This is a genomic window from Bacillota bacterium (genome assembly GCA_013178305.1).
In the GTDB taxonomy this organism is placed as follows: Bacteria; Bacillota; Sulfobacillia; order JABLXB01; family JABLXB01; genus JABLXB01.
This window is the reverse complement of sequence record JABLXB010000006.1, coordinates 73753-94763: the sequence shown is the minus strand read 5'-3', so window position 1 is coordinate 94763 and position 21011 is coordinate 73753. Positions and strand designations below refer to the sequence as shown.

22 protein-coding genes are annotated in these 21011 nt (G+C 64.4%); 3 read left to right on the top strand and 19 right to left on the bottom strand.

The window, feature by feature from the left end; all coding sequences use genetic code 11:
* Nucleotides 1-6 precede the first annotated feature (6 nt).
* The 3 genes from HPY55_12315 to HPY55_12305 form a co-directional block, all read right to left on the bottom strand.
* Entirely contained in the window at nt 7-921 is a 915-nt protein-coding gene (locus HPY55_12315; protein NPV71408.1) for a branched-chain amino acid ABC transporter permease, read from the bottom strand.
* Between the two features lie 72 nt (nt 922-993).
* Entirely contained in the window at nt 994-2130 is a 1137-nt protein-coding gene (locus tag HPY55_12310) for a branched-chain amino acid ABC transporter substrate-binding protein (GenBank protein NPV71407.1), read from the bottom strand.
* A gap of 175 nt (nt 2131-2305) precedes the next feature.
* Complete coding sequence (locus HPY55_12305; protein ID NPV71406.1) at nt 2306-3448, bottom strand: FAD-binding oxidoreductase; 1143 nt, start codon at nt 3446-3448, stop codon at nt 2306-2308.
* A 234-nt stretch (nt 3449-3682) separates the two neighbouring features.
* On the opposite strand from HPY55_12305, the gene HPY55_12300 reads away from it, so the two are divergent.
* Nucleotides 3683-4168 carry a hypothetical protein gene (locus tag HPY55_12300; protein ID NPV71405.1) on the top strand — a complete coding sequence of 162 codons (486 nt, stop codon included), beginning with the start codon at nt 3683-3685 and terminating at the stop codon, nt 4166-4168.
* A gap of 75 nt (nt 4169-4243) precedes the next feature.
* On the opposite strand, the gene HPY55_12295 is transcribed toward HPY55_12300, so the two are convergent.
* The 8 genes from HPY55_12295 to HPY55_12260 form a co-directional block, all read right to left on the bottom strand.
* Complete coding sequence (locus HPY55_12295) at nt 4244-4693, bottom strand: NUDIX hydrolase (protein ID NPV71404.1); 450 nt, start codon at nt 4691-4693, stop codon at nt 4244-4246.
* Nucleotides 4690-5601, bottom strand: a complete 912-nt coding sequence (locus HPY55_12290) for an MBL fold metallo-hydrolase (protein ID NPV71403.1) — start codon at nt 5599-5601, stop codon at nt 4690-4692. Before HPY55_12290 ends, HPY55_12295 begins: the two co-directional genes overlap by 4 nt.
* The gene (locus tag HPY55_12285; GenBank protein NPV71402.1) at nt 5583-6785 is read right to left on the bottom strand and encodes an NAD(P)/FAD-dependent oxidoreductase; all 1203 of its coding nucleotides are present in this window, start codon (nt 6783-6785) and stop codon (nt 5583-5585) included. The genes HPY55_12290 and HPY55_12285 overlap by 19 nt, the downstream gene beginning before the upstream one ends.
* 30 nt (nt 6786-6815) lie before the next feature.
* Nucleotides 6816-6968 (bottom strand): rubredoxin, encoded by a 153-nt coding sequence (locus HPY55_12280; GenBank protein ID NPV71401.1) that lies wholly within the window; start codon nt 6966-6968, stop codon nt 6816-6818.
* A gap of 227 nt (nt 6969-7195) precedes the next feature.
* Nucleotides 7196-8560 carry a germination protein YpeB gene (ypeB, locus tag HPY55_12275; protein ID NPV71400.1) on the bottom strand — a complete coding sequence of 455 codons (1365 nt, stop codon included), beginning with the start codon at nt 8558-8560 and terminating at the stop codon, nt 7196-7198.
* A gap of 15 nt (nt 8561-8575) precedes the next feature.
* On the bottom strand, nt 8576-9061 hold the full coding sequence (locus tag HPY55_12270) for a spore cortex-lytic protein (GenBank protein ID NPV71399.1): 486 nt from the start codon (nt 9059-9061) through the stop codon (nt 8576-8578).
* A 140-nt stretch (nt 9062-9201) separates the two neighbouring features.
* Complete coding sequence (locus HPY55_12265; protein ID NPV71398.1) at nt 9202-9423, bottom strand: zinc ribbon domain-containing protein; 222 nt, start codon at nt 9421-9423, stop codon at nt 9202-9204.
* A 27-nt stretch (nt 9424-9450) separates the two neighbouring features.
* On the bottom strand, nt 9451-9735 hold the full coding sequence (locus HPY55_12260; protein NPV71397.1) for a hypothetical protein: 285 nt from the start codon (nt 9733-9735) through the stop codon (nt 9451-9453).
* A gap of 142 nt (nt 9736-9877) precedes the next feature.
* On the opposite strand from HPY55_12260, the gene HPY55_12255 reads away from it, so the two are divergent.
* A complete protein-coding gene (locus HPY55_12255; protein ID NPV71396.1) occupies nt 9878-10402 on the top strand; it encodes a hypothetical protein in 525 nt (174 codons plus the stop codon).
* Between the two features lie 28 nt (nt 10403-10430).
* On the opposite strand, the gene HPY55_12250 is transcribed toward HPY55_12255, so the two are convergent.
* The 5 genes from HPY55_12250 to HPY55_12230 form a co-directional block, all read right to left on the bottom strand.
* Entirely contained in the window at nt 10431-11417 is a 987-nt protein-coding gene (locus HPY55_12250) for a polysaccharide deacetylase family protein (GenBank protein NPV71395.1), read from the bottom strand.
* 75 nt (nt 11418-11492) lie between these two features.
* Nucleotides 11493-11894: a TIGR04086 family membrane protein gene (locus tag HPY55_12245; GenBank protein NPV71394.1), complete on the bottom strand. Its 402-nt coding sequence runs from the start codon at nt 11892-11894 to the stop codon at nt 11493-11495.
* Nucleotides 11895-11972: 78 nt separating this feature from the next.
* Nucleotides 11973-12767 (bottom strand): 5'/3'-nucleotidase SurE, encoded by a 795-nt coding sequence (gene surE / locus HPY55_12240; GenBank protein ID NPV71393.1) that lies wholly within the window; start codon nt 12765-12767, stop codon nt 11973-11975.
* 6 nt (nt 12768-12773) lie between these two features.
* Nucleotides 12774-15680: a hypothetical protein gene (locus HPY55_12235; GenBank protein NPV71392.1), complete on the bottom strand. Its 2907-nt coding sequence runs from the start codon at nt 15678-15680 to the stop codon at nt 12774-12776.
* A 64-nt stretch (nt 15681-15744) separates the two neighbouring features.
* The gene (locus HPY55_12230) at nt 15745-16200 is read right to left on the bottom strand and encodes a hypothetical protein (protein ID NPV71391.1); all 456 of its coding nucleotides are present in this window, start codon (nt 16198-16200) and stop codon (nt 15745-15747) included.
* A 139-nt stretch (nt 16201-16339) separates the two neighbouring features.
* Here HPY55_12230 and HPY55_12225 point away from each other — a divergent pair, with 139 nt between their 5' ends.
* Nucleotides 16340-17536, top strand: coding sequence for a DUF401 family protein (locus HPY55_12225; GenBank protein ID NPV71390.1), 1197 nt, complete (start codon nt 16340-16342; stop codon nt 17534-17536).
* Between the two features lie 16 nt (nt 17537-17552).
* Here HPY55_12225 and HPY55_12220 read toward each other — a convergent pair whose 3' ends face one another.
* The 3 genes from HPY55_12220 to mtnP are packed head-to-tail and all read right to left on the bottom strand — an operon-like array spanning nt 17553 to nt 20966.
* Nucleotides 17553-18887: an amidohydrolase gene (locus tag HPY55_12220; protein ID NPV71389.1), complete on the bottom strand. Its 1335-nt coding sequence runs from the start codon at nt 18885-18887 to the stop codon at nt 17553-17555.
* 16 nt (nt 18888-18903) lie between these two features.
* Nucleotides 18904-20148 carry an adenosylhomocysteinase gene (locus HPY55_12215; GenBank protein ID NPV71388.1) on the bottom strand — a complete coding sequence of 415 codons (1245 nt, stop codon included), beginning with the start codon at nt 20146-20148 and terminating at the stop codon, nt 18904-18906.
* On the bottom strand, nt 20145-20966 hold the full coding sequence (gene mtnP / locus HPY55_12210; protein ID NPV71387.1) for an S-methyl-5'-thioadenosine phosphorylase: 822 nt from the start codon (nt 20964-20966) through the stop codon (nt 20145-20147). Before mtnP ends, HPY55_12215 begins: the two co-directional genes overlap by 4 nt.
* Nucleotides 20967-21011 lie beyond the last annotated feature (45 nt).

Genomic DNA, 21011 nt, shown 5'->3' with positions numbered 1-21011 from the left:
CGAGACCTAGATCTTCTCGGCCACTCTCTCACCGAGCAGCCCCGTCGGCCTTACCACCAGAATCGTTATCAGGATGATGAATGCGAACGCGTCCTTCCACCCGGTAGAGATATATCCCGCGCCCAGGGTCTCCAGGATGCCGAGCAGGAGGCCGCCAACCATCGCCCCGGGGATGTTTCCGATTCCGCCGAGGATGGCGGCTGTGAACGCCTTAAGACCGTAGGTCCACCCCATCGTGAAGTTGACCTGCCTGTAATAGATCCCCACCATTATGCCGCCCGCTGCGCCCAGGGCCGGCCCGATCAGGAAGACCGTAAGGATGATCCGGTCCACATCGATGCCCATAAGCCTGGCGGCGTCGTGGTCGAGCGCCGTGGCGCGGACGGCGGTCCCCAGCGGAGTTTTCTGAACGAATATATACAGGGCGGCCATCAGGCCGACCGAGATCAGCAGGATGACCACCCGCATCAGGGTGATCTCGACTCCGGCGACCTGCCAGACCAACTCCGGCAAAAGTCCCTCGGGGAACACCTGGTATTGGGTCCCGTAGGTGAGCATGACCGCGTTCTGCACGGCCAGGGACATCCCGAGCGCCGACACAATAGGCGCCAGCCTGCCCGCCTTCCGGAGCGGCCTGTACGCTATCCGTTCAATGGCCACCCCTACGCCCCCGACCACAATCATCGACATAATGAACACGCCGAGCAGCACGACGAACAGGTTGGGAATCGTCGCCAGCAGGTTGACCTTCTGGGAAACCAGCAGCGTGAGGGCGATATATGACCCGAGCATGAACATCTCACCGTGGGCGAAGTTAATCATGCGGAGGATCCCGTAGACCATCGTGTAGCCCAGCGCCACGAGGGCGTACACCGATCCGACCGTGATGCCGTTGACCATTTGCTGGAAGAATTGCTCCACAACTGAGTCCTCCCGGGTGTGAGTATGTGGAGTCTGGGAGGGAGCGGGGTGATTCCCCGCCCCCTGCTGACATTACTTGGCCGGTATGAACTCGCCCTTCTCGTTGACGATGTAGGCCTTGTGGATTGTGCCCAGCCTGTCGCCCTTCTCATCGAACCCGATGATGGGTCCCGAGATGCCGGGGAAGTCTTTGACCTTGGTGTGGAGGTACTCGGCGAGCTTCGCCGGATCGGTACTGCTGGTCTTCTGGATTGCCTCGACTATCACACGGAACGCGTCGGCCGCGAGCAGCGCCCATACACTCTTCGCGGAATCGCCGTACTTGGCCTTGTAGTCCGCCATGAACTGCTTGGCCTCAGGATAAGGCAGATCGTCCGGAAGCGGTTCGGTGGTGACGATCGTGCCCTGCGCAGCGCTGAGTCCGGCGATCTTCACGAACTCGGGGTTGTTGACGGCGTTGCCGCCCATGAAGACGGCATTGACCTTGAGGTCCTTGGCCTGCTTGCACAGGAGCCCGCCCTCCGGGAAGTAGCCGGTGAAGTAGACTACGTCGGGTTTCGCGGCCTTCACCTTGGTGAGGGTCGGTGTAAAGTCCTTCTCACCCGGGGTGATGGCGTCGAAGAACACGGTCTTGATGCCCTTCTCCTCGGCGTACTTCTTGGTCCACTCGGCGAGTCCCTTCGCAAAGGTCGTGTTGTCGTGGATTATCGCGGCGTTCTTGTAGCCCTTCTGCGCCATGTAATCCGCGGCGAAAAGGCCTTGCCTGTCATCGAGGAAGCAGGTCCTGAAGAACTTCTTGTATCCCTTCGTAGTGAGCTTCGTCGCCGTGGAAGACGGCGTGATGTGGAGGATGCCCGCCTCGTCATAGATGGCCGACGCCGGCTCCGTGAGGCCCGAGGCGTAGCTGCCGATGACCGCTATGACCTTTTCCGCTACCATCTTTTGAGCGACGAGCGCCGACTCCTTCGGGTCGCTCTTGTCGTCGGCCTGGACGATCTGGACCTTCTTGCCGAGGAGCCCGCCCTTGGCGTTCAGCTGCTCCGCAAGCAGCGTCACCGCGCGGACAAAACCCTCGCCCTCAAACGCCCACTGGCCCGAGATTGGGCCCTGCACCGCGATCTTGATGGCTTCAGGCGCCGCCGGCTTCTGTTCGGCCGGTTTCTGCTCGGCAGGCTTCTGCGCGGGCTGCCCGCCGCAGCCGGTAACCATGCCAGCTATCATGACCAGGATCACGAGGAGCGCAACGAGTCTACCTTTAAACATCTTCCCCCTCCTTCAGGATTTGTTCCGGTTCTCGCTATCTCCAACTTCTCTGCCGTTTTACCTCCCGCCCACCTCCTTCACGGGAACCGGTTCGCCGAAACTGGAGAAACCCGGCGCGGAGCTACACGCAAGCGGGTTCCGGAATCAACCTGCCGGTCTCAAACCTCTCGAGATAAAGGGGGCTCACGTCGATCATGGGCTGCCGGTGGAGTACCACCTCAGCGAGGATCTGCCCGATGGTGGGTGCAAACTGGAACCCGTGGCCGCTCCACCCCGCATTGACGTACAGCCCGTCCACCGGTGTGGGTCCGATGATCGCCTGCGAATCGGGGGTGATATCGTAAGTGCCCGCCCACTGCCGGACCACGCGGGCTCCGGCCAGGCGCGGCATGTGCCGTTCTATCTTCACCGACACCTCGTGCAGGAACTGCCACGACGAGCCGACCGCGTGGCCCTTGGCTTCGTTGGGGTCGCCGATTCCCATCAGGAAGCTCCCGTGGGGGGTCTGCTTCCAGTACGTCCCGTCGTCGAAGCACAGCACCATGGGGTTGAGCGCGTGCTCGAACGGCTCAGTCACGAGGATCTGGTGCCTCTCCGAGTAGATGGGCGCCTGCACGCCCGCGGTAGCCAGGAGGTCAGCGCTGCGTCCCCCGGCTGCCACAACGACGACTGGCGCATCCACGGCGCACCTGCCGGTCACGACCCCTGCGACCTTGTCCGACCGTACCCTAAGCGCTTCCACCGTTTCGTACAGGCGGAACGTCGCGCCGAGCCTCCCGGCGGCTCGAGCGTAAGCCATCGTCACGTGAAACGGGTTCGCGTGCCCATCCCTGGGGCAGAAGCTCGCCCCCAGGACGCCATCGAGGTTGAGGTCAGGGGCGATGGACGAAATGTCGTCCGGCTCCAACATCACGGATTCGATGCCGAGGCTGTTTTGAAGGGCGACGTTTCGCTCGAACTGCTGGAGCTGTCCCTGGCTGTACGCTATGAGGAGATAGCCACCTTGCGCGAATTCGATGTCGCCGCCATAGTCCAGGTCCTGCTCGAGGGTTTCGAACCGGCGGATGTTCTCCATGGCGAGATTACAGTTGATCTCGGTGCCGAACTGGTGCCGCACCCCGGCGGCGGAGCGGCCGGTCCCGCCGCTCGCCAGGTACTGGCTGTCGAATACGACTATACGCCCCGCGCCCAGCCTTGCCAGGTGATACGCCACGGCGCAGCCGTGAACTCCCCCGCCCACGACAACTACGTCTGCCGTCTCCAACCCAGATACCTCCGGACGGCGTCATTGGGCTGCCAGGCTGCCCACTCTACCGAGATCAAGACTTTCTCTCCTGACACGCATGCGTATGCTTATAGCCCCGACAGTTATTCGATACGGGCCTGTTCGATTCCTTCCTCCCCCATCCATACCGCGGCTCAGAAAAACCGCGCAGCGTACGATGCAGGATAAAGCCTGACCCTGGTGGAAACATTGGGAAAAGGAGGGGGAGTGCCTGTGGACATACACGTGATCGGGATCGAGAAACCCAACCCCGAGACGAACATGATCCTCGGACAATCGCACTTCATAAAGACCGTCGAGGACATTCATGAGGCGATAGTGACAACGGCCCCGTCGCTCAAGTGGGGTCTCGCGTTCAACGAGTCTTCAGGTCCATGCCTCACCAGGTACACCGGCAACGATGACCGCCTGATCGAACTCGCACGGAAGAACGCGCTCAACCTGGCAACGGGCCACACTTTCATCATCTTCATGGAGAACGGCTTTCCCATTAACATTCTAAATGCCCTGAAGCAGGTCCCCGAGGTATGCGGCTTCTACTGCGCGACCGCGAATCCCGTGGAAGTGCTCGTCGCTGAAACGGAACAGGGGCGCGGCATCCTCGGCGTGGTAGATGGGTTCAAGACGAAGGGCATAGAGAGCCAGTCGGATATCGAGCACAGGAAGGCTTTCCTCAGGAAGATCGGGTATAAGGCGTAGAGCGCGAGCATCAGGGAACGACGAGGGGCGGGCTCGTCGAACGCAGGGCCCGCCCCTCGTCGAGTGTGCTGCAGGTTACATCAGTCCGCGCTCCGCGAGCCGGCGTAACACCTCGCGCGTGCCTCGCGTTATGTCAAGGTTAGCGGCCTCGCCAAGTGTTACCCACGTGGCGTCGCTCACATCGGATCCCGCCTCCAGCGAGCCGCCCTCCGGCTCCGCAAGGAAGTCGATGATCACGTAGTGGAACTTGAGCGCGCCAGCGTTATCCCTTACGAAGACGTCGAATATCTCGAACACGTCTAGAACCGTGATATCGAGCCCGCACTCTTCTTTCACTTCGCGGCGGACGGCGTCCCGCGCCGCTTCGCCCAGCTCGATCGCGCCCCCCGGGATGCTCCACTTTCCCACCGCGGGCTCAATGCCGCGCTTGATTAGCAGGATTTTACGCGTGCCGCTGCCTTTCGAAGGCCTCAGTATGACGGCGGCGACCGCCGCGACCGGCTGCTCCGGGTACATCCTCTTCACTGTGAGCCACCCGCCTTGCGCCACCTCAGGGCGGCGCCTTCAATTCGGGGCTGCGCGAGGCCCTGGCTCTCGAGGTAGCTGAGATGGGCGTTGACAGCCGAGAGGAGGAGGTAATAGTGGGCCAGAGACGCGGGCGCGACACCAAGCGTGCGGCACACCGCGTCCAGGATCGCCTCGGCGCCGGCGCCCACGCCGCCCGTCCCGGCATTCTCCAGGGCGAGACCGGTCACGGTCCGGATCCGCGCGACGTTGGCTTCGACCGCGCCATTGACATCCCGGCACACTCCGCCGTGGCCCGGGATCACGGATTTCGCAGCCAGCGCCGGGACTTTCGCGAGGGTGTCGAGCTGCGCGCCGATGTCTACGTTGTACGGGATGACGTGCTTGTGGAGCTGCTCCTCCTGGAAGAAGGCATCGCCACAGAACAGCGCCCCGCCGGCGATTACGCCTGTCTGGTTCGGGCTGTGGCCCTTGAGATCCACCGCCTCGAACAGGATGCCAAACACCTCATGCTCGCCCGGTTCGAGTACGCGGTCCACACCGCATGCCTCGGCCATTGTGAATTTGTTCCTGAGGCCCTGCGGGGGCGACGCCCCCACGAAGAGCGCGAGGGGCTCGCTCAGCGGGTAACGTATCCACGCCTCCTCGAACGCGGGGGCCACGACTTCGCAGGACGTCCTTCGCTTGAGCTCGGCGTTGCCCCCCACGTGGTCGGCGTGCGCGTGGGTGTTGATGACGGCCCTGACGCGCCAGCCCCGTTCGCTGACTTCGCGGATGCAACGCCTCGCGATCGACTGGTCGAGGCCCGAGTCCACGAGGACGGCGTCTCCGTCAACCGATACCAGCACGCCGATGTTCGTTGCGCCGGCCAGGCAGTATGCCCCGTCTCCTACTTCGACGAACTCCATATCCTGAGCATCTCCGATGCAGAATTCAGTTGCCGCGCCCCGGTGACACCCGCTCCCCTGGCTACAATCTGCCTGAGGGCGGAGACTCTCCTGGCCTCGCCGATAGAGACCGCTCCGACCGGCGTTTCACCCTTGAAGAACACCTTGAGGTACTCGTCCTTCGCGGGCGGATCACCGAGCGCGAAATCCCCTCCACCGACCTCGCCCACGGACGCGATCGAGAATCCCAGGATGTTGATCACCACGCTCAATTCCGGCTCGACGTACGTGATATCGCCACCCGCGGCGTTGGCGCCGGCGACTTTCCCCTGAGCGACAGCCACAGGCATGACGCCGGCCACGCGCCCATCCCATTCCGCCACGTCTCCCGCGGCATAGACCGAACCGGCGCTCGTGCGCATCCTGTCGTCGACCACTACGCCCCCCTGGACCTGCAGCCCCGCCGCCTTCGCTACGGCGGTGTTCGGTCTGACGCCGGCCGAGAACAGCACGAAGTCCGCCTCGATCACCCGCGAGTCCTTGAGACTGACACCCTCCACCCTGCCCGCGCCGGTAATCTCCCCGGTATCCGCGCCGTAGACCACGCTTATCCCCGCCCTCCCGAGCAGGTCGTGCAGGAATCGAGAGCCCTCTTCGTCAATCTGCCGTTTCAGAAGGCGGTCGCCGCGTTCCAGCACCGTGACACCCTTCCCTGCCGAGGCGATCGCCCAGGCCGCCTCCAGTCCCAGGGGTCCCCCGCCGATGATGACTGGCTTCGTAGCGCTCGACAGCGTCTCGCGGACGCCCAGCGCGTCGGTGATGTTCCTGAGCGTGAAAACGCCCCTCAGTTCCCTCCCCCTTACAGGAGGCAGGAAGCTGCTGCTGCCCATCGCCAGAACGCAGGCATCGTACGCCGCCGATTCACCACCGGCCAGTTCAACCCGCTTTTCGTCTACGAGCAGTCGTATCACGGCAGTCCCCAACCTGAGTTCCACGCGGTTCTGCGCGTACCATTCGGGCTTCCTGATCAGCAGGGATTGGGGATCCGCTCCGGTCACCAGGCGGTGAGAGAGCTGCGGCCGGTAATACGCGGGGTGCGGCTCATTCGATATGGCTGTAATGCGGGCGGCGGGGGCCGTCTTCCTCGCCTCTTCCACGGCGGCGAGCCCAGCGGCCCCCAGACCGACCACCACGATCCTCATCACGTTGTTTCCTCCCAGACTGTCCCTCGGACTTTACTCTTTTTCGAACGCGTCCTTTCCGGCGCCGCACAGCGGGCATACCCAGTCGTCCGGAAGGTCCTCAAAACGCGTCCCCGGCGGTACCGGGTGCTCGCCCTTCTCGGGGTCGTACACGTATCCGCACAGCGTGCACACATATTTCTCCAATTCGATCAACCCCACTTACCCTTGTTCATGTGCCAGGCCAACTCCGCCTTCGCCATACCGGAACATATCCTCGCCTGCGCCGGCGAATGCCTCCTCGTCTGGTCGTGATGGCGCCTGCATTCGGCGCTGGATCAGCCCATTCCTCTTTGCCCGAAACACAAGTCGGGCGGGCCCTGGCTCCACGCGCGGGCCCGCCCGTCGGGCGTCCTGAAATGCCTTCTGCACGCCTACATTGCCAACTCTCCCTCACCAGCGGGTACCAGCTGCATGATCCTCTCCTCGTCGCCGGTGAGCGCGTTGACGTACACGAGGTAATCCGTCGCTCCGAGTCTCGTCCTGAACTCGTAGGCCAGCACCTCGTCCAGGTTTTCGAGCGGTATCAGCGCCAGCCTGCACTGGGACACCTTCAGCCTTGGGCTGATCCTCTGGCTCGCCTTTTCCGCGCTGATCCGCGGTTTTGGGATCGTCCTCTGCCGGTGGGACATCAAATACCCGAGGCTGTCGAACCCGGTAACCTCGCCAGTGTCCAGTGCGACCTGCACCTTGATGAGGTCGCTGTATATCCTAACCCCATCCTGCTTGTACGCGAACAGCACGTACGCACTACCGTTCTCCTTCACGGCGTAGGTCGGTTCCATCGACGCGTAACCTCGCGACTGCAGGAACTCGACGGCCCTCTGCCTCGCTTGTTCGAGCGGCAGGTTGCCGGAGCGGGGTACGCGGCTCGACGTCATCCAGACCACGTGGCCGCCCGTCCTGCTTATGTCGATGTTGAATGACGGACTGTTCCGCGCCTCAGGCGTTCCCTGCGGGACCACCTCCAGCGAAAACCCGGGGATTTTCCCGGCCACCTCGTTCTTCACCCTGGCGGCGTACGAGACGCCCGCGGGGGTAGGCGCGAACTTGAGCGCCCTCGCGATTGCCTCGTCCGCGGTAATCGGATTGCCGGTGACGCCGGCGGGCTGTCGCCTTTCGATGTGGTCCGAGAACGGCCCGTCGTAAACGAGCGACGGGTACCTCTCCATCTCTTTCTCGATCCCCTTGAACCGGTCACCCACGTTCAGGTTCGCGCCCGTCACGCGGGCCGCGGCCGCGCCCCTCATGCTCGACCAGGTCAGGCCCTGCTTCAGAGAGGATATCTCGAGGTCTTTGATCTGCCCCCCTAATTTGGCCGCCTGGTCGCGGAGGTTGTTCATGATCTCCCAGTCCTTGTCGGAGATAGTCCCCCCGCGCGCGACCTTCTTTCCCAGCGAATAGGCAAGGTCGGCGGCCTGGTTCAGGAATCGCGAGGACTTCTGGAGTTCGATTATCGGTAGCGGCAGCCTGCTCAGGTTGGCCAGGGCCATGTTCGCCTGGTACCAGATATCCGGAAACACGGTCGCGCTCTGCAGCGCGGAGGACAGCACGAGCCCTTTCCCCAGCAGCACCTCCACGTTCGCCACGTTGTCCGCAAGGTTCGAGAACGCCCGCTGCCTCTCGGCCTCAAGACTCAGTTCCACCTGCCGCCGCGCCCTTGCTTGCGACGCCCCCCATAGTAGCGACAGCGCCAGCAGGCCAACAAGGGCGTACAGTATCCACCTCGATCTCGTCATATCCCTCAATCCCTCCTAGAGCGCGAACACGTGGCGCCCGATCTGGGTGACTATCTGCCGCGTCCAGACCCACGGGTTCACGGGCTTGTAGGGATTCCAGAAGAACAGGGCGCCGTAGGTCGGGTCCCACCCGTTGAGCGCGGCCGTCGCCGCCGCGATGTTTTCTTCGCTCGGATAATCGGACCATATCAAACCGTTGGATACCGACTCGAATGCCCCGGGCTCGTATACGACGTCGGGGATGGACTTGGGAAATCCGGGCGCCTGCACGCGGTTCAATATGACAGACGCCACGGCCACCTGCCCCGCGTACGGCTCGGCGTTCGCTTCACCGTGCACCAGCCGGGCGAGAAGCAGGGTCTCACCGCCACGCGATACCCCGGAGCTCGCGATCACGGGCTCAATATCCAGCGCAGTTTTCCTGTTCGAGGCGTAGGCTGCGGCGGCGACCAGCGCGACGACCAGCAGGATGGCCGCGCACAGGCGCCTTTGTCTGGTCATACGATTCACTCCCGCACTTGCGTTGAATCTCACGGCTTATGGTTTCCATGGGAGCAGGCCCGGTATACCGCGCAGGTCCCGCGGCGAAAAGAAAAGACCGGCGGGGAGCGAATCCCGCCGGTCCCGTTTGATTCAGCCGGTCAGGCGCAGGAAGAACAGCTGCCTGACGAACAAGAGGAGCAGGACTTTCCGCCAATGGACTTGGAGGCGCCGGCCGGCGAATTGCTCCTCGCCGCGAAACGGGATATAAGCCGCTTCAGATCAGCGGAACCACACTTCGGGCAGGCAGCCTCCTCGCCCGCCCTTACGAGGGTTTCGAACGTGTTCTCACAGCGTGTGCAGCAGAATTCCATCATGGGCATGGACTCCGACCTCCATTCCCCTTGAGTTTAGTATTCGCCCTGTCGCGAGTCAAGCGCTGACAGCAGTTCCTCGAGCCTGCGAATAACCTCGTCTGTCGTGCCCGGGCCCGTCCAGACAAGCGGCTCACATCGCATCGCCTCAAGTATCTCGAGGGCCTCCCCGGACTTCAATACGATGAATCCGGCCGCCAGCCGCGCGTCATCCCCCTCGGCCTTGCCTGAGGACTCGAGCAACCTATCGAGCCTGGAGGCGGCCTCATGGATCTCAGACAGGTAATCCTTCAGGAAACCGCACGACAGGAAATGCGTCACCACAATCACCTGCCGGATCGTGGGATTTGTCGTACTGCGCCGAAAATCCTCCGGAGCCGCCGGATAGAGGTGGGAACAGGCAGGCAAGAATAGGTATGGCGGCCCCGCGGGCACGCGGGACAGGCGGTACGGAGGTGACAACATGCCTGAAAGGGAGAATTACGACACATCCAGGACGGGTCTTGAGAAGGAACTCGGCCAATCCGTCAACGCGGGCGACGCATCGACGCCAGCCACGCCGGGCGAGGAGGTGCGCAGGGCGCTCGGAGATATTCAGGCGACGATAAGGGGGCAGCAACTCGCGGCGGAACGCGAGCTGCAGTCCGTCCTCGGGCAGGCGTCCGCCTACATCGAATCCTCTAAACGGCTGGACGCTATGTTCGGGATCGTGCAGAAGGTCTCGCCCCTCGTGGCCAGCGACGACGCGATCCGTTCGAACAATGCTCAGGTTCTGCAGGCGCTCCAGCAACTATCCGACCTTGCGACCACGCAACAGGCCAAGATAGCGGAGCGTCTCGCCCAGTCGCTCCAGGAAGGTATCTCCTCGATGTCGCAAGCGCACGCGGCGATGTTCGAGAGCCAGGCGTTTATGCAGGTTCAGGAGCTCGTGGGCGCCTGGAAATCCAATATACGGCAGGTGTCTCCACCATCGCCCCCGGTCCAGTGAGGCCGGCGGGTTACGCCCTACCGGCCCTTCATGGCCCCAGCGTCGAAAACCTGTATCCATCTGCGGCCAGGCGTTCCACTATGGCGGGTAACGAGGATTCGATGACGCCGGGTTGCTCGCGGACCATCAGTACCGCGCCATCGAACGCGGCCGCGACAGCCGACCGGGCGTCGTCCCCCCACAGGTTCGACCACAATGCGACCGTGTGGCCCTGCCTGGACGCGGCAGCCAGCAGCTCCGCGGGGGTACGACCGCCGGGGGGCCTGTAATACTTGCTTTTCGATCCCGTGAGCCGTTCGATGACCCGCGCACAGCGGGCCATGCCGTCCTCAGCCGCGGCGGAGCCGGCCATTTCGGCTTCAGCATGCGTGTGCGAGTGGTTCTGAACCGAATGGCCTTCGGCGGCCATCCTCCTCACGAGCGCCTCGTTGCGTTCCGCTTTCTCCCCAACCACGAAGAACGTGGCCCTGACTCGCTTCGACTTCAGGAAGTCCAGCACCCACGGGGTCGTTGCGGGGTCGGGACCGTCGTCCATGGTGAGGTAAATCACGCCACGCGAACCCGGCTGCCTGCCTGGCTCACCCTCGACGATCGCGCCCGCCGCGCCCCCGGCCTGTCCCAAAGTCTTCCGCGCCTCCAACACCTGTTTTCTCAGCCGTTCCAGGGACGCGCGCTTCTCGTCGAGCCGCTTCTGCTCCTCACGCCTCCTTGCCAGGGCGCGTAGCTCGCCCTGGATGGCCGCCAGCGTGACCGGACCGGCGACCCCGTCAGCGGTAACCTTCGCCCTCGCCTGAAACGAACGCACGGCCCGTTCGGTAGCCGGGCCGAACACCCCGTCAACCGCGCCGGACAGGAGGCCGAGTGTTTTGAGTGATGTTTGCAGTTCCCTGACGTGAGGGCCGGCGTCTCCCCTCGAGCATGATTTGGGAGCGGCCGCTGCGCGATCCGCTCCCAGAGCCAAACACGACGCCAGCACCGAAGCCAGCACGATCATAGATGCGACCCTGTTCGCCAACTGCAACCCTCCGGGAGAGGCATCACGCTAATTCTGCCCCCTCCGGAGTTGCCCTATTCATCACCCCCTTCGGGGTCAGAGGTTGACTCCGGCCATCCCGCCTACCGCGCCAATCCCGAAGCCGAGCAACAGCCTCCTTGCGAGGAAGCCTGCCGGAAGCATCTCCGGGAAAACGAGAATGCTGAGAACGAAACACGCCAGCGTGTAAACGGCGCCCGACAAACCCCCGTGGAACCACCCGACTCCACCGCTCTGCCTTCCCGACACAAAACCGCCGGCGAACACGCTCAGAGCCCCCACCACGTTGACGATCGCCGGCAGCATCCTCTCAGTCATCGGCGTGAGCATCAGCAGGATGGTGAGAACTCCCGCCGCGAGCAGCGTCACCGAGAAACAGATCACCACCCCCGCCAGGACGGAGTTCGGGGATAACCGGACGTTATTCCGCGCCGGAGCGGCCTCACCCACCTTCAACATCGTTCACCCCCGCTGAGTCCGTGTCGCTAAAGTCTATTCCGGCGGGGGTCGCCTCAGACCGTGACGGCGCGGCCCAGCCTACACCGGACCTCCGCCGTCACGGTCGGGGAGATCGATCTCCCAGGCGCATATCTCGTCCATGGCCCAGTGTGCGGTGAGGTCGAGGTGGATGGGCGTTATCGAGACCTTGTTCTGTTGAATCGCGCCGACGTCGGTCCCCTCGGCGTTCTCCACGTCCATCACGCCGCCGGCGAGCCAGTAGTACACATCCCCCTTGGCGTCCACCTTCCGCTCGAACTCGTCGTTATAGCGCCTCACCCCCAGCCTCGTCACTTCCATGCCCGCGATGTGCTCGGGTTCGAGTGCGGGGATGTTCACGTTCAGGAGGCTGTTCGGCGTCATCCCGCGCTTCAGAATGATGCCGGCGAGACAGGCGGCAACTCTGGAGGCGTAGGAATAGTCGAGGTTCTCGTACCCGTTGAGAGACATCGCGATTGCGGGGACACCCAACACGGCGGCTTCCAGAGCTGCCGCGACCGTCCCCGAATAGAACACGTCCGTGCCGAGGTTCGGTCCCCTGTTGATTCCGGAGATCACGAGCGACGGCGGCCCGGGGAGGAGCGCCCTGATGCCGATTTTCGTACAGTCGGCCGGCGTCCCCGAAACCGCCCATATCCTCGCGCGGCTTCCGTCGATACTGACCTCTTCAACCCGCAAGGGCTGGTGGATCGTTATCCCGTGGCCGCTGGCGCTGCGCTCCTTGTCCGGGGCGACCACAAAGACCTCAATGCCGGGCATCTTCTCCATTTGCGCCCTCAGCGCCTGGAGACCGTCGGCGTGAACCCCGTCGTCGTTCGTCAGGAGGATTACCAAGTCACTCTACACCCCATCTTGCGGGAGCCATTCCCGCAGCTTCTCTATCAGTTCCTCTTCGTCGCCAGAAGCCACCGAAGGGCCCGGCAGCGACTCGAGGAACCGTCTTCCGTAAGTCGATTCGCCGGGGAGCACCCTGCGGTCAAACACCGCCACGACCCCTCTGTCGGTCTTACTGCGGATGAGCCTGCCGAACCCCTGCTTAAACCTCAGGACCGCCTCCGGCACGAGCAAGTGCAGGAACGGGTCCAGGCCCTCCCTGGCTAATCGCTCCGCCCTGGCCTCGAGGAGCGGCTGGTTCGGTGGAGAGAACGGGAGCTTCACGAGGACGACGCAGGAGAGCGCGGGGCCGACCACATCGATACCCTCCCAGAAGCTCTGGGAGCCGAACAACACCGTGCCCCCGTCCTCGCGAAATTCCTCGAGCAGCCTCGATCTCGACCCGTCGATTCCCTGGCCGAGAAGGCATATCCCCGAAGCCTCCAGCCGCGACTTCACACGGTGGTACACCGCCCTCAACATCCGGTGCGAGGTGAACAGCACCAGCATCCTTCCGCCCGACGCCTCGGCCAGCCTGCAAAGGAGCGGCTCTATAGCGCGGCAAAACCCGTTCTCGCCGGACCTCGGATTCGGGATGCCCGCCGGGACGTAAACCAGCGCCTGCCTTGCGTAATCGAACGGCGAACCGATCGACTCGGATATGAGGCGCTCCTGGGGCTGCACGTCGAGGCCCAGCCGGTGCTTGAAATAGTCGAAACTGCCGCCGACCGTCAGGGTCGCCGAAGTCATTATGACCGATCGCAGTCGTTCGAAAACCGGTTCACGTAGGGATTCGCCCACATGAACCGGGGCGAGCCTGAACACCACGCGCGGGCGCTCGCCCTTGTCGACCTCGATCCAGCGGACAAGCCCGTCGTCGCGCGGCGAGGAAACCTCGCCAATTACCCTCGCGGCAGACCCGAGTCTCGCGACGACGCGCTTCAGCTCGATCTCGAGGTCGTCCGCGTCGTCCGCGCGGGGTCCGGATTGAGCTACCCGCGCTCGAGACTCGGAAGTCAGTCCCCACAGGCGCGACACGGCCGCAGCCGCCTCGTCGAGAGAGCCGGCCAGGGCGGCAGCCATCCCGAGGAACGGGCCAAGCCCTGCTTGCGCCAGCGCAGGAGTGATTCCCACCGCCCGCGGGAACTGTTCGCCTTCTTCCCCGCCGCTCCCGCCTCCCACCTGTAATCCACGCACACCGTCGAGAATGGACTGGAGGTCGCTCCGCGCGCGGCGCGCCGCGTCCCTCGCGGTCGAAAACGACTCGATCAGTCCGGCGTCCGCCGCCCCCGCGGCCCCCTCCGCGCGCAGCACACGCTCCGCCCTGTCGAGCAGGCCGTTCCGGTTCTGAACGGCAAGAAGCCGGTCCAGGTCGTAGGTGGACACGGAATCGCCCAGGTGCTCGCTGGCCACCTTCTCCAGGTGATGCGCCTCGTCGAAGACGATGTGCGCGTACTCCGGAAGCACTTTGTTTCCCGACGCAAGGTCGGAGAACACGAGTGAGTGGTTGACGACTATCAGATCCGCGCGCGACGCGGCTTCCCGCGCCTTTTGGAAGAAGCACGACCCGCATTCGGGGCAGCCACGCCCGTCGCACGAGTCCGGGTCCGAGGAGACAAGATCCCAGAAGGGCTCCTGGTCGGGGAGCAGCCCAAGCTCGGACTTGTCCCCCGTGAGGGTCTCGCGGACCCATACCGCAGTGCGCGCGAGGAGCCGGAGGTCGTCCGCGGGTAGCGCCGGCGCCCGGCGCGATAGAGCTTTCCACCGCCTCAGGCAGAGGTAGTTCGACTTGCCCTTGAGCAGGGCGTGTTCGAAATGGAGCCCAAGCTTGTCCTTTACGAGCGGGATGTCCTTGGACCAGAGCTGCTCCTGAAGGTTTATGGTGTGGGTCGAGACGACAACCCTCGTCCGGTTCGCGTACGCGAACGCGGCGGCGGGGACCAGGTACGCGATGGACTTGCCGATTCCCGTCCCGGCCTCCGCCAGGAGGTGCTTACCGTCACTGAGCGCCTCGGCCACCAGGTACCCCATCTGCAGCTGCTGCGGCCTGAATTCGTAAGAATCCATCATTCTGTGGAGGCGCCCGCCCTCTCCCAGCGCATCGCGGACGACATCGTACGGGACCGGGGTGTACTCCCCCTCGCTCCTGCGCATTGCGCCGCGGGCCCCCGCCTCCTGGAACACCGCCGCCCCGGCGGCCGCCACACCGCCGCGGTCGCCGCCGGCTGCGGCCCGGCCGTCGCCCCGCATCCTCCCGGCTACCGACAGCGAAACCGCCTCATCCAGGACATCGGATATGGCCCACTTCGAGAGTCGCGCAAACGATGCGATCTGGTCGAGCAGGGCGGGTTCGAACCCGCATAGCCTTTCGAAAAGCGACAGGAACACGAGGCCCGCCGTACGGGCATCCTCGAGGGCGTCGTGCGCCCTCGTGACCGGGATTCCTTCCGAGGCGGCGAGGCGCTCCAGCCTGAAGCTCTTGAGCGATGGCCGGACCAGCCTTGCGAGGTCGAGAGTATCGTACCGGTTGTTGGCCGGAGCCCTCTGGCCACAACGGGTCATCGCCGCCGTGATGAACGCGGCGTCGAAATCGGCGTTGTGCGCGATGAGGGGCTTGTCCCCCAGGAAACCCGCGAGCTCCGCAGATATCTCCTCGAATTCCGGCGCCGCATCGACGGCCCCCTGTGAGATGCCGGTCATACGCTGTATCTTGAGAGGCACAGGGACGGCCGGCCTGACGAGGGAGCTCATCTCGGCCACCGCCCGCCCCCCTTCAAACAGGACGGCGCCGACCTGTATGATGGAATCACGATCGGGCAGGACACCCGTGGTTTCAACGTCTACGGCAACAAACGAAGTGGAAACCGGCTGCATTGTAACCTCCTGGATAAGCGCCTGACTAGAGTGTGACCTTTCTACCATCCAATTCGCAAGTCCTTCAGCGCCCCCGCGCCCGGTCGCTTATCCATGCGGCAAGCGCCGCCGCCATCATTCCGCCGGCCACGCCCGCCGTCGCGATCACCGCGAAGTCCACGGGCCTCGAACCGGCAGCCTGGAGCACGTCGACCACCCTCCTGCCCGTCAGGAGCGCGGTGCCAGGCGCCGCCGCCAGCAGCGACACGACCGCGCCCCACGCAACCCGCCTTGTCGCAGTGCCGCCGCAGGCTGCTCCCACGGCGGCCGCGGGCAGGAGCGTAAGGAACACCTCACGGGAAGACGACGCCACCTCCAGGGCAACGGTTTTCCACGGGATCACCCTCCAGCGAAGCCAGGCAAGCGAGGCGAGCGCCCCCAGCCCGGCAGGAAGGGCACCGAGTGCCCCCGCCAGGGCCGGCAAGACCGTTCCGGCCAGGACCGCGGCCTGTGTCTTCGCCGCCAACCGCAAAGCGGCCATTTCCCATCCCCCCCGTAAAGGATATGAATGGGGGTCCGCCTGATTACGCGCCCTTTGTTGTAGCCCGCCCGGACCGGGTGTTATAATTGGCCGGGAAGAAGGGTGGGGTTAGGGGTTGGTCTTGCAGGGATTGGGGCTGTTGGCGGCCATCACGCTCATTCTGGCGGGGGCCCAGCGGAGAGTCCCCGAGGTTTACACGATGAGCGTTTCTGCCGTAATACTGGGGTTTGCGATGGGATGGCCGGCAACCAGGGTCCTTCCCACCTTCGCCACCTCGGCGGTCTCGCTTGATACGCTGGAACTCGCAGCGAGCGTCGGCCTCATCAAAGTACTCGGCGAGACCATGCAGAAGTACGGCCTGCTCGACTCGATGGCCACGTCACTCCGGCGAATTCTCAGGAGCGCCAGTCTCGCGATAATGGCTGTCCCCGCGCTGTTGGGCAGCCTGGCGGTGTTCGGGGGGGCGTTCCTGTCGGCCCCGCTGGTCGACAGGGTGGGTGACTCCCTCAGGTTCAGCCCTGTGAGGAAAGCCGCGGTCAACGTGATTTTTCGCCACGCGGTATTCTTCGTGTTCCCCTTCTCGACTACGCTCCTGCTTACGGCCAAGCTCGCCGGGGTGTCGGCATTCGACATCGTCAAGATCGTCTGGCCTCTCACCGTCATCATGGCTTTCACCGGATACCTGCGACTCATCCGGAATTCAAAGAGCTCTAGTGAGCCGCCGGCGGCCCCGCTCAAGGACAGCCTCGTGGAGTTCCTCCGCTCCGCCAGCCCGATAATCCTCGCGCTCCTGCTTGCCACCGTTTTTTCGGTAAGGCTAGCCATCGCGCTCGTGGCGGGCATCTTGCTCGGACTGCTCCTCGCACGCGGAAGAGAGGGTTTCGACGTCCGTGCAATGGGAGCATTCGTGGACTGGAACCTGATGGGCATGGTCGTGGCGGTCATGGTGCTAAAGGCATTCATCTCGGAAATGAGCCTCGTACGCAGCGGTACCGCGGCGCTTACCGCTGCGGGGGTGCCGCTTGAGGTAGTAGCCAGTCTCGCGATGTTGCTGTTTGGGTTCGCTTCGGGGACCATACAGGCGGCCGTCGCAATCGGGCTTTCCATATTGACCTCGTTGTCGGAACCGTACGCCCAGCGCGTGCTGGCGGCATCCTTTGCGTACGTGATCTCGTTCGTGGCCTACCTGGTATCCCCGCTCCATCTCTGCCTGGTCCTGACCGACAGGCACTTCGACGTAGAGCCCGGGCCGGTGTACAGGGAATGCTGGCCGGTGCCCGTCGTGACCACCGCGGCCTGGATCGCCATGTACCTCGTGTACAAGGTCTGGCTCTGATGGCGGGACCACCCCGCTAAGCGCTCTTGACGATGCGCTTCGCCCTGGCCTCGACTTCGCGGCGTATGACCTCCTCGTCCAGCGTGAGTACCTGATCGTCCTTTTTGAGCACCCTACCGTCCACCATGACGAGCCTGACGTCCTCCGGCCTGGCGCAGTGTACGAGGCACGCCCCGGCATCGAGCCCCGGTTGGAAATGCGGGCCCTTCGTGCTCACGCAGATCATGTCCGCCTTCATCCCCTCGCGGATCGCGCCGGTATCGCCCAGTCCCAGCGCGAGCGCCCCGCCGCGCGTGGCCATCCACAACGCGCGTGTCGCCGGTAACGCGGTCGGGTCTCCCGTCAGGTGCTTCTGCGCCAGCGTGGCCAGTCTCATAGCGGTGAACATCTCGTGCGTGCTGCCCGACGCAGGTCCGTCCGTCCCCAGCGCGACGGTTACGCCCGCAGTAAGCATTCGGGCCACGGGAGCGATACCGCACGCCAGGTTGAGGTTTGAAACGGGGCAGTGGACCGCTGCCGCGCGCGGTGAACCCAGGAGCCGCACGTCCTCCTCGCCGGCGTGCACGCAGTGCGCCGCTATCATCCCCACCGAGGCCAGTCCCGAGTCGAACGCGAGCCGTACCGGCGTCTTCCCGTGCCTTCTCAGGCACTCCTCGACTTCATCCCGGGTTTCGGCCAGGTGTATCGTGACCTGAACCCCGAGTTCGGTCGACAGCCTACCGACCTCCTCGAGGAAGTCCGGCGGGCAAGTATAAGGCGCGTGAGGGCCGAGGATCACGCGGATTCGGCCGCCCGCGCCGCCGTTCCACCGGTGGTAAAGCTCCAGGCTGGCGTCCCACGTCCGCCGCCGGTCAGCCTGGTTGAGGCCCGCCATGCCCTGGGACAGGAGCGCCCGGAGACCGGACGCCTCCACCGCTTCCGCCACGCCGTCCATCTTGAAGTACATGTCGCAGAACGACGTCACACCCGCGGCGATCATCTCTACGCAGCCGAGCAGCGCCCCCCAGTGGATGTCCTCCGGGGTCATCCGGCCTTCCGCCGGCCAGATCCTCTTCCTGAGCCAATCGTCCAGGGTCATGTCCTGCGCATAGCCCCGGAGCAGCGTCATCGAGCAGTGGGTGTGGCCGTTCACGAAGCCAGGCATGACCACCTGCCCCGTGGCGTCGTACTCCACGCACGTCGCGGCCGCGGGGGCGCTGCCTGTGGGTCCGACGTACGCGATCCTGTCCCCGGACACGAGCACGTCTAGACCCTCCAGGATCTCCACGCCCCGGGCCCCGCCCGGCGCCCCGGCAGCCTCGAGCAGGACGGAGCCGCCGCGGATGAGCATCGATCCCGCGCCTTCTTTCACGACCCCAGCCTCCGTCCTATTCCCTCCACGATTCGAGGTAACGGCTTTGCTCCACGCTGAGGGAGTCGATTCCGACGCCCAGCGCCTCCAGTCTCAACCGCGCGACTGCCTCGTCGAGCTCCGCAGGGACAGGAACGACCCGCGCCCCGAGGGCCGACGCGTTCTCCCTGACGTGGTTCAAGGCGAGAGCCTGGATTGCGAAGCTCATGTCCATAATTTCAACGGGATGACCGTCCCCGGCGGCCAGGTTTACGAGCCTGCCCTCCGCCAGAAGGTACAGCCTCTTCCCCGTCGCGGTACGGTACTCCGCGACATTCGGCCTGGCCTGCCTCACCTCGGGGCTGATCGAATTCAAATCTGGCTTGGAAATCTCGACGTCGAAGTGCCCCGCGTTCGCGAGGATGGCCCCGTCCTTCATCCGCTCGAAGTGCTCTCTGCGCAGGACGTCCCTGCAACCGGTCACCGTGATGAAGATGTCGCCCACGGCGGCGGCGTCTACGGACTTCATCACGCGGTAACCGTCCGCGAGCGCCTCGTTCGCCGCGACGGGGTCGACCTCGCACACCACGACGCCGGCGCCGAGTCCCCTCGCCCTCATCGCCACGCCCTTGCCGCACCACCCGTATCCCATAACCACGACTGTCCTGCCGGCTATAAACAGGTTCGTGGTCCTGAGGATCCCGTCCCACACCGACTGCCCGGTGCCGTATCTGTTGTCGAACAGGTACTTGCAGCGCGCGTTGTTGACCGCCACCATCGGGAATCGCAGCACGCCGTCCCTCTCCATCGACCGCAGGCGCTTCACACCGGTGGTGGTCTCCTCGCAACCGCCGAGAACCTGATCGGCGTGCCTGCTCATCTCCCCGTGCAGCAGCCCCACGAGGTCTCCTCCGTCATCGATAACCAGGTGCGGGCGGTCTTCCAGCACGGCTTTGATGAATGTGAAGTATTCCTCGGGCGTCGCGCCGTGCCACGCGTATACGCGGACACCCCGCTCGGCCAGGGCAGCCGCGACATCGTCCTGCGTCGACAGCGGGTTCGATCCGGCCACCGACACCGTCGCGCCAGCCTCCGCGAGCGCAATCGCGAGACAGGCGGTCTTGGCCTCCAGGTGCAGGCATATTCCCACGTTCATCCCGCTGAACGGCCTGCTCTCCCTGTACCTTCTTCGAATCTCGTTCAGGACCGGCATGTGGGACTCCGCCCAGTCGATCTTCTTCCTCCCGCCTTCGGCAAGGCGGCTGTCGCGCACCGTCGTCATCGCAGTCCTCCTGTCCCGCCCGGCGTTTTCGCGAGCAGTCCCCAGTTTCTCGCGCACCCGCACTCCCGCTTCTCGGGCGCGCGCGCCGCCAGGCGCGCCACGGCGCCCTCGATCACCGGGGCCACCCGTCCCGCCGCCTCTTTCATCGCTTCGAGAACCTCTTCGTGCGTCAGCGGCTGGGAGGAGATGCCCGCGGCGAAGTTTGTGACGATCGCCACGAGGCCGTAACACATGCCGGCCTCCTTGGCCAACACTACCTCCGGTACGTTCGTCATCCCGACAAGGTCCCCGCCAAGCTTCCTGTATGCCTTGATTTCTGCGCGCGTTTCGAACCTGGGTCCCTCGGTACACACGTAGCAGCCCGAATCGTGCAGGCGGACATCCCGTTCCCTTGCGGCCCCGTTAAGGGCCTCTCTCACCTCGGCGCAGTAAGGGTCGGTGACGTCTGTGTGCACGACCCCCATTTCGCCCCCCTCGAAGAACGTCGCCGCCCGGGACCTTGTAAAGTCGATGAACTGGTCCACCGCCACGAGGTCGCCCGGGGCCATGGACGGATTCAGCGACCCGGACGCGGCGGTGCCGATCACCCGCTGCACGCCGAGCCACCAGAGCGCCCAAATATTGGCCCTGTAGTTGACCTTGTGCGGCGGCACCGTGTGCCCTTCGCCGTGGCGGTACAGCAATGTCACCTCTGTCTTGCCGATAAGCCCCTGCTTCATGAATGCGTCACCGTACGGCGTCCTCACACTGAGGTCTCTGAGGGACGACAGGGCGAGGCAGCCGTACACTCCGGTCCCCCCGATAACGCCCACTTTCAATGCGGACCCCTCCCATCAAGGCGGGCAGTCGGCAGTGACAACGGG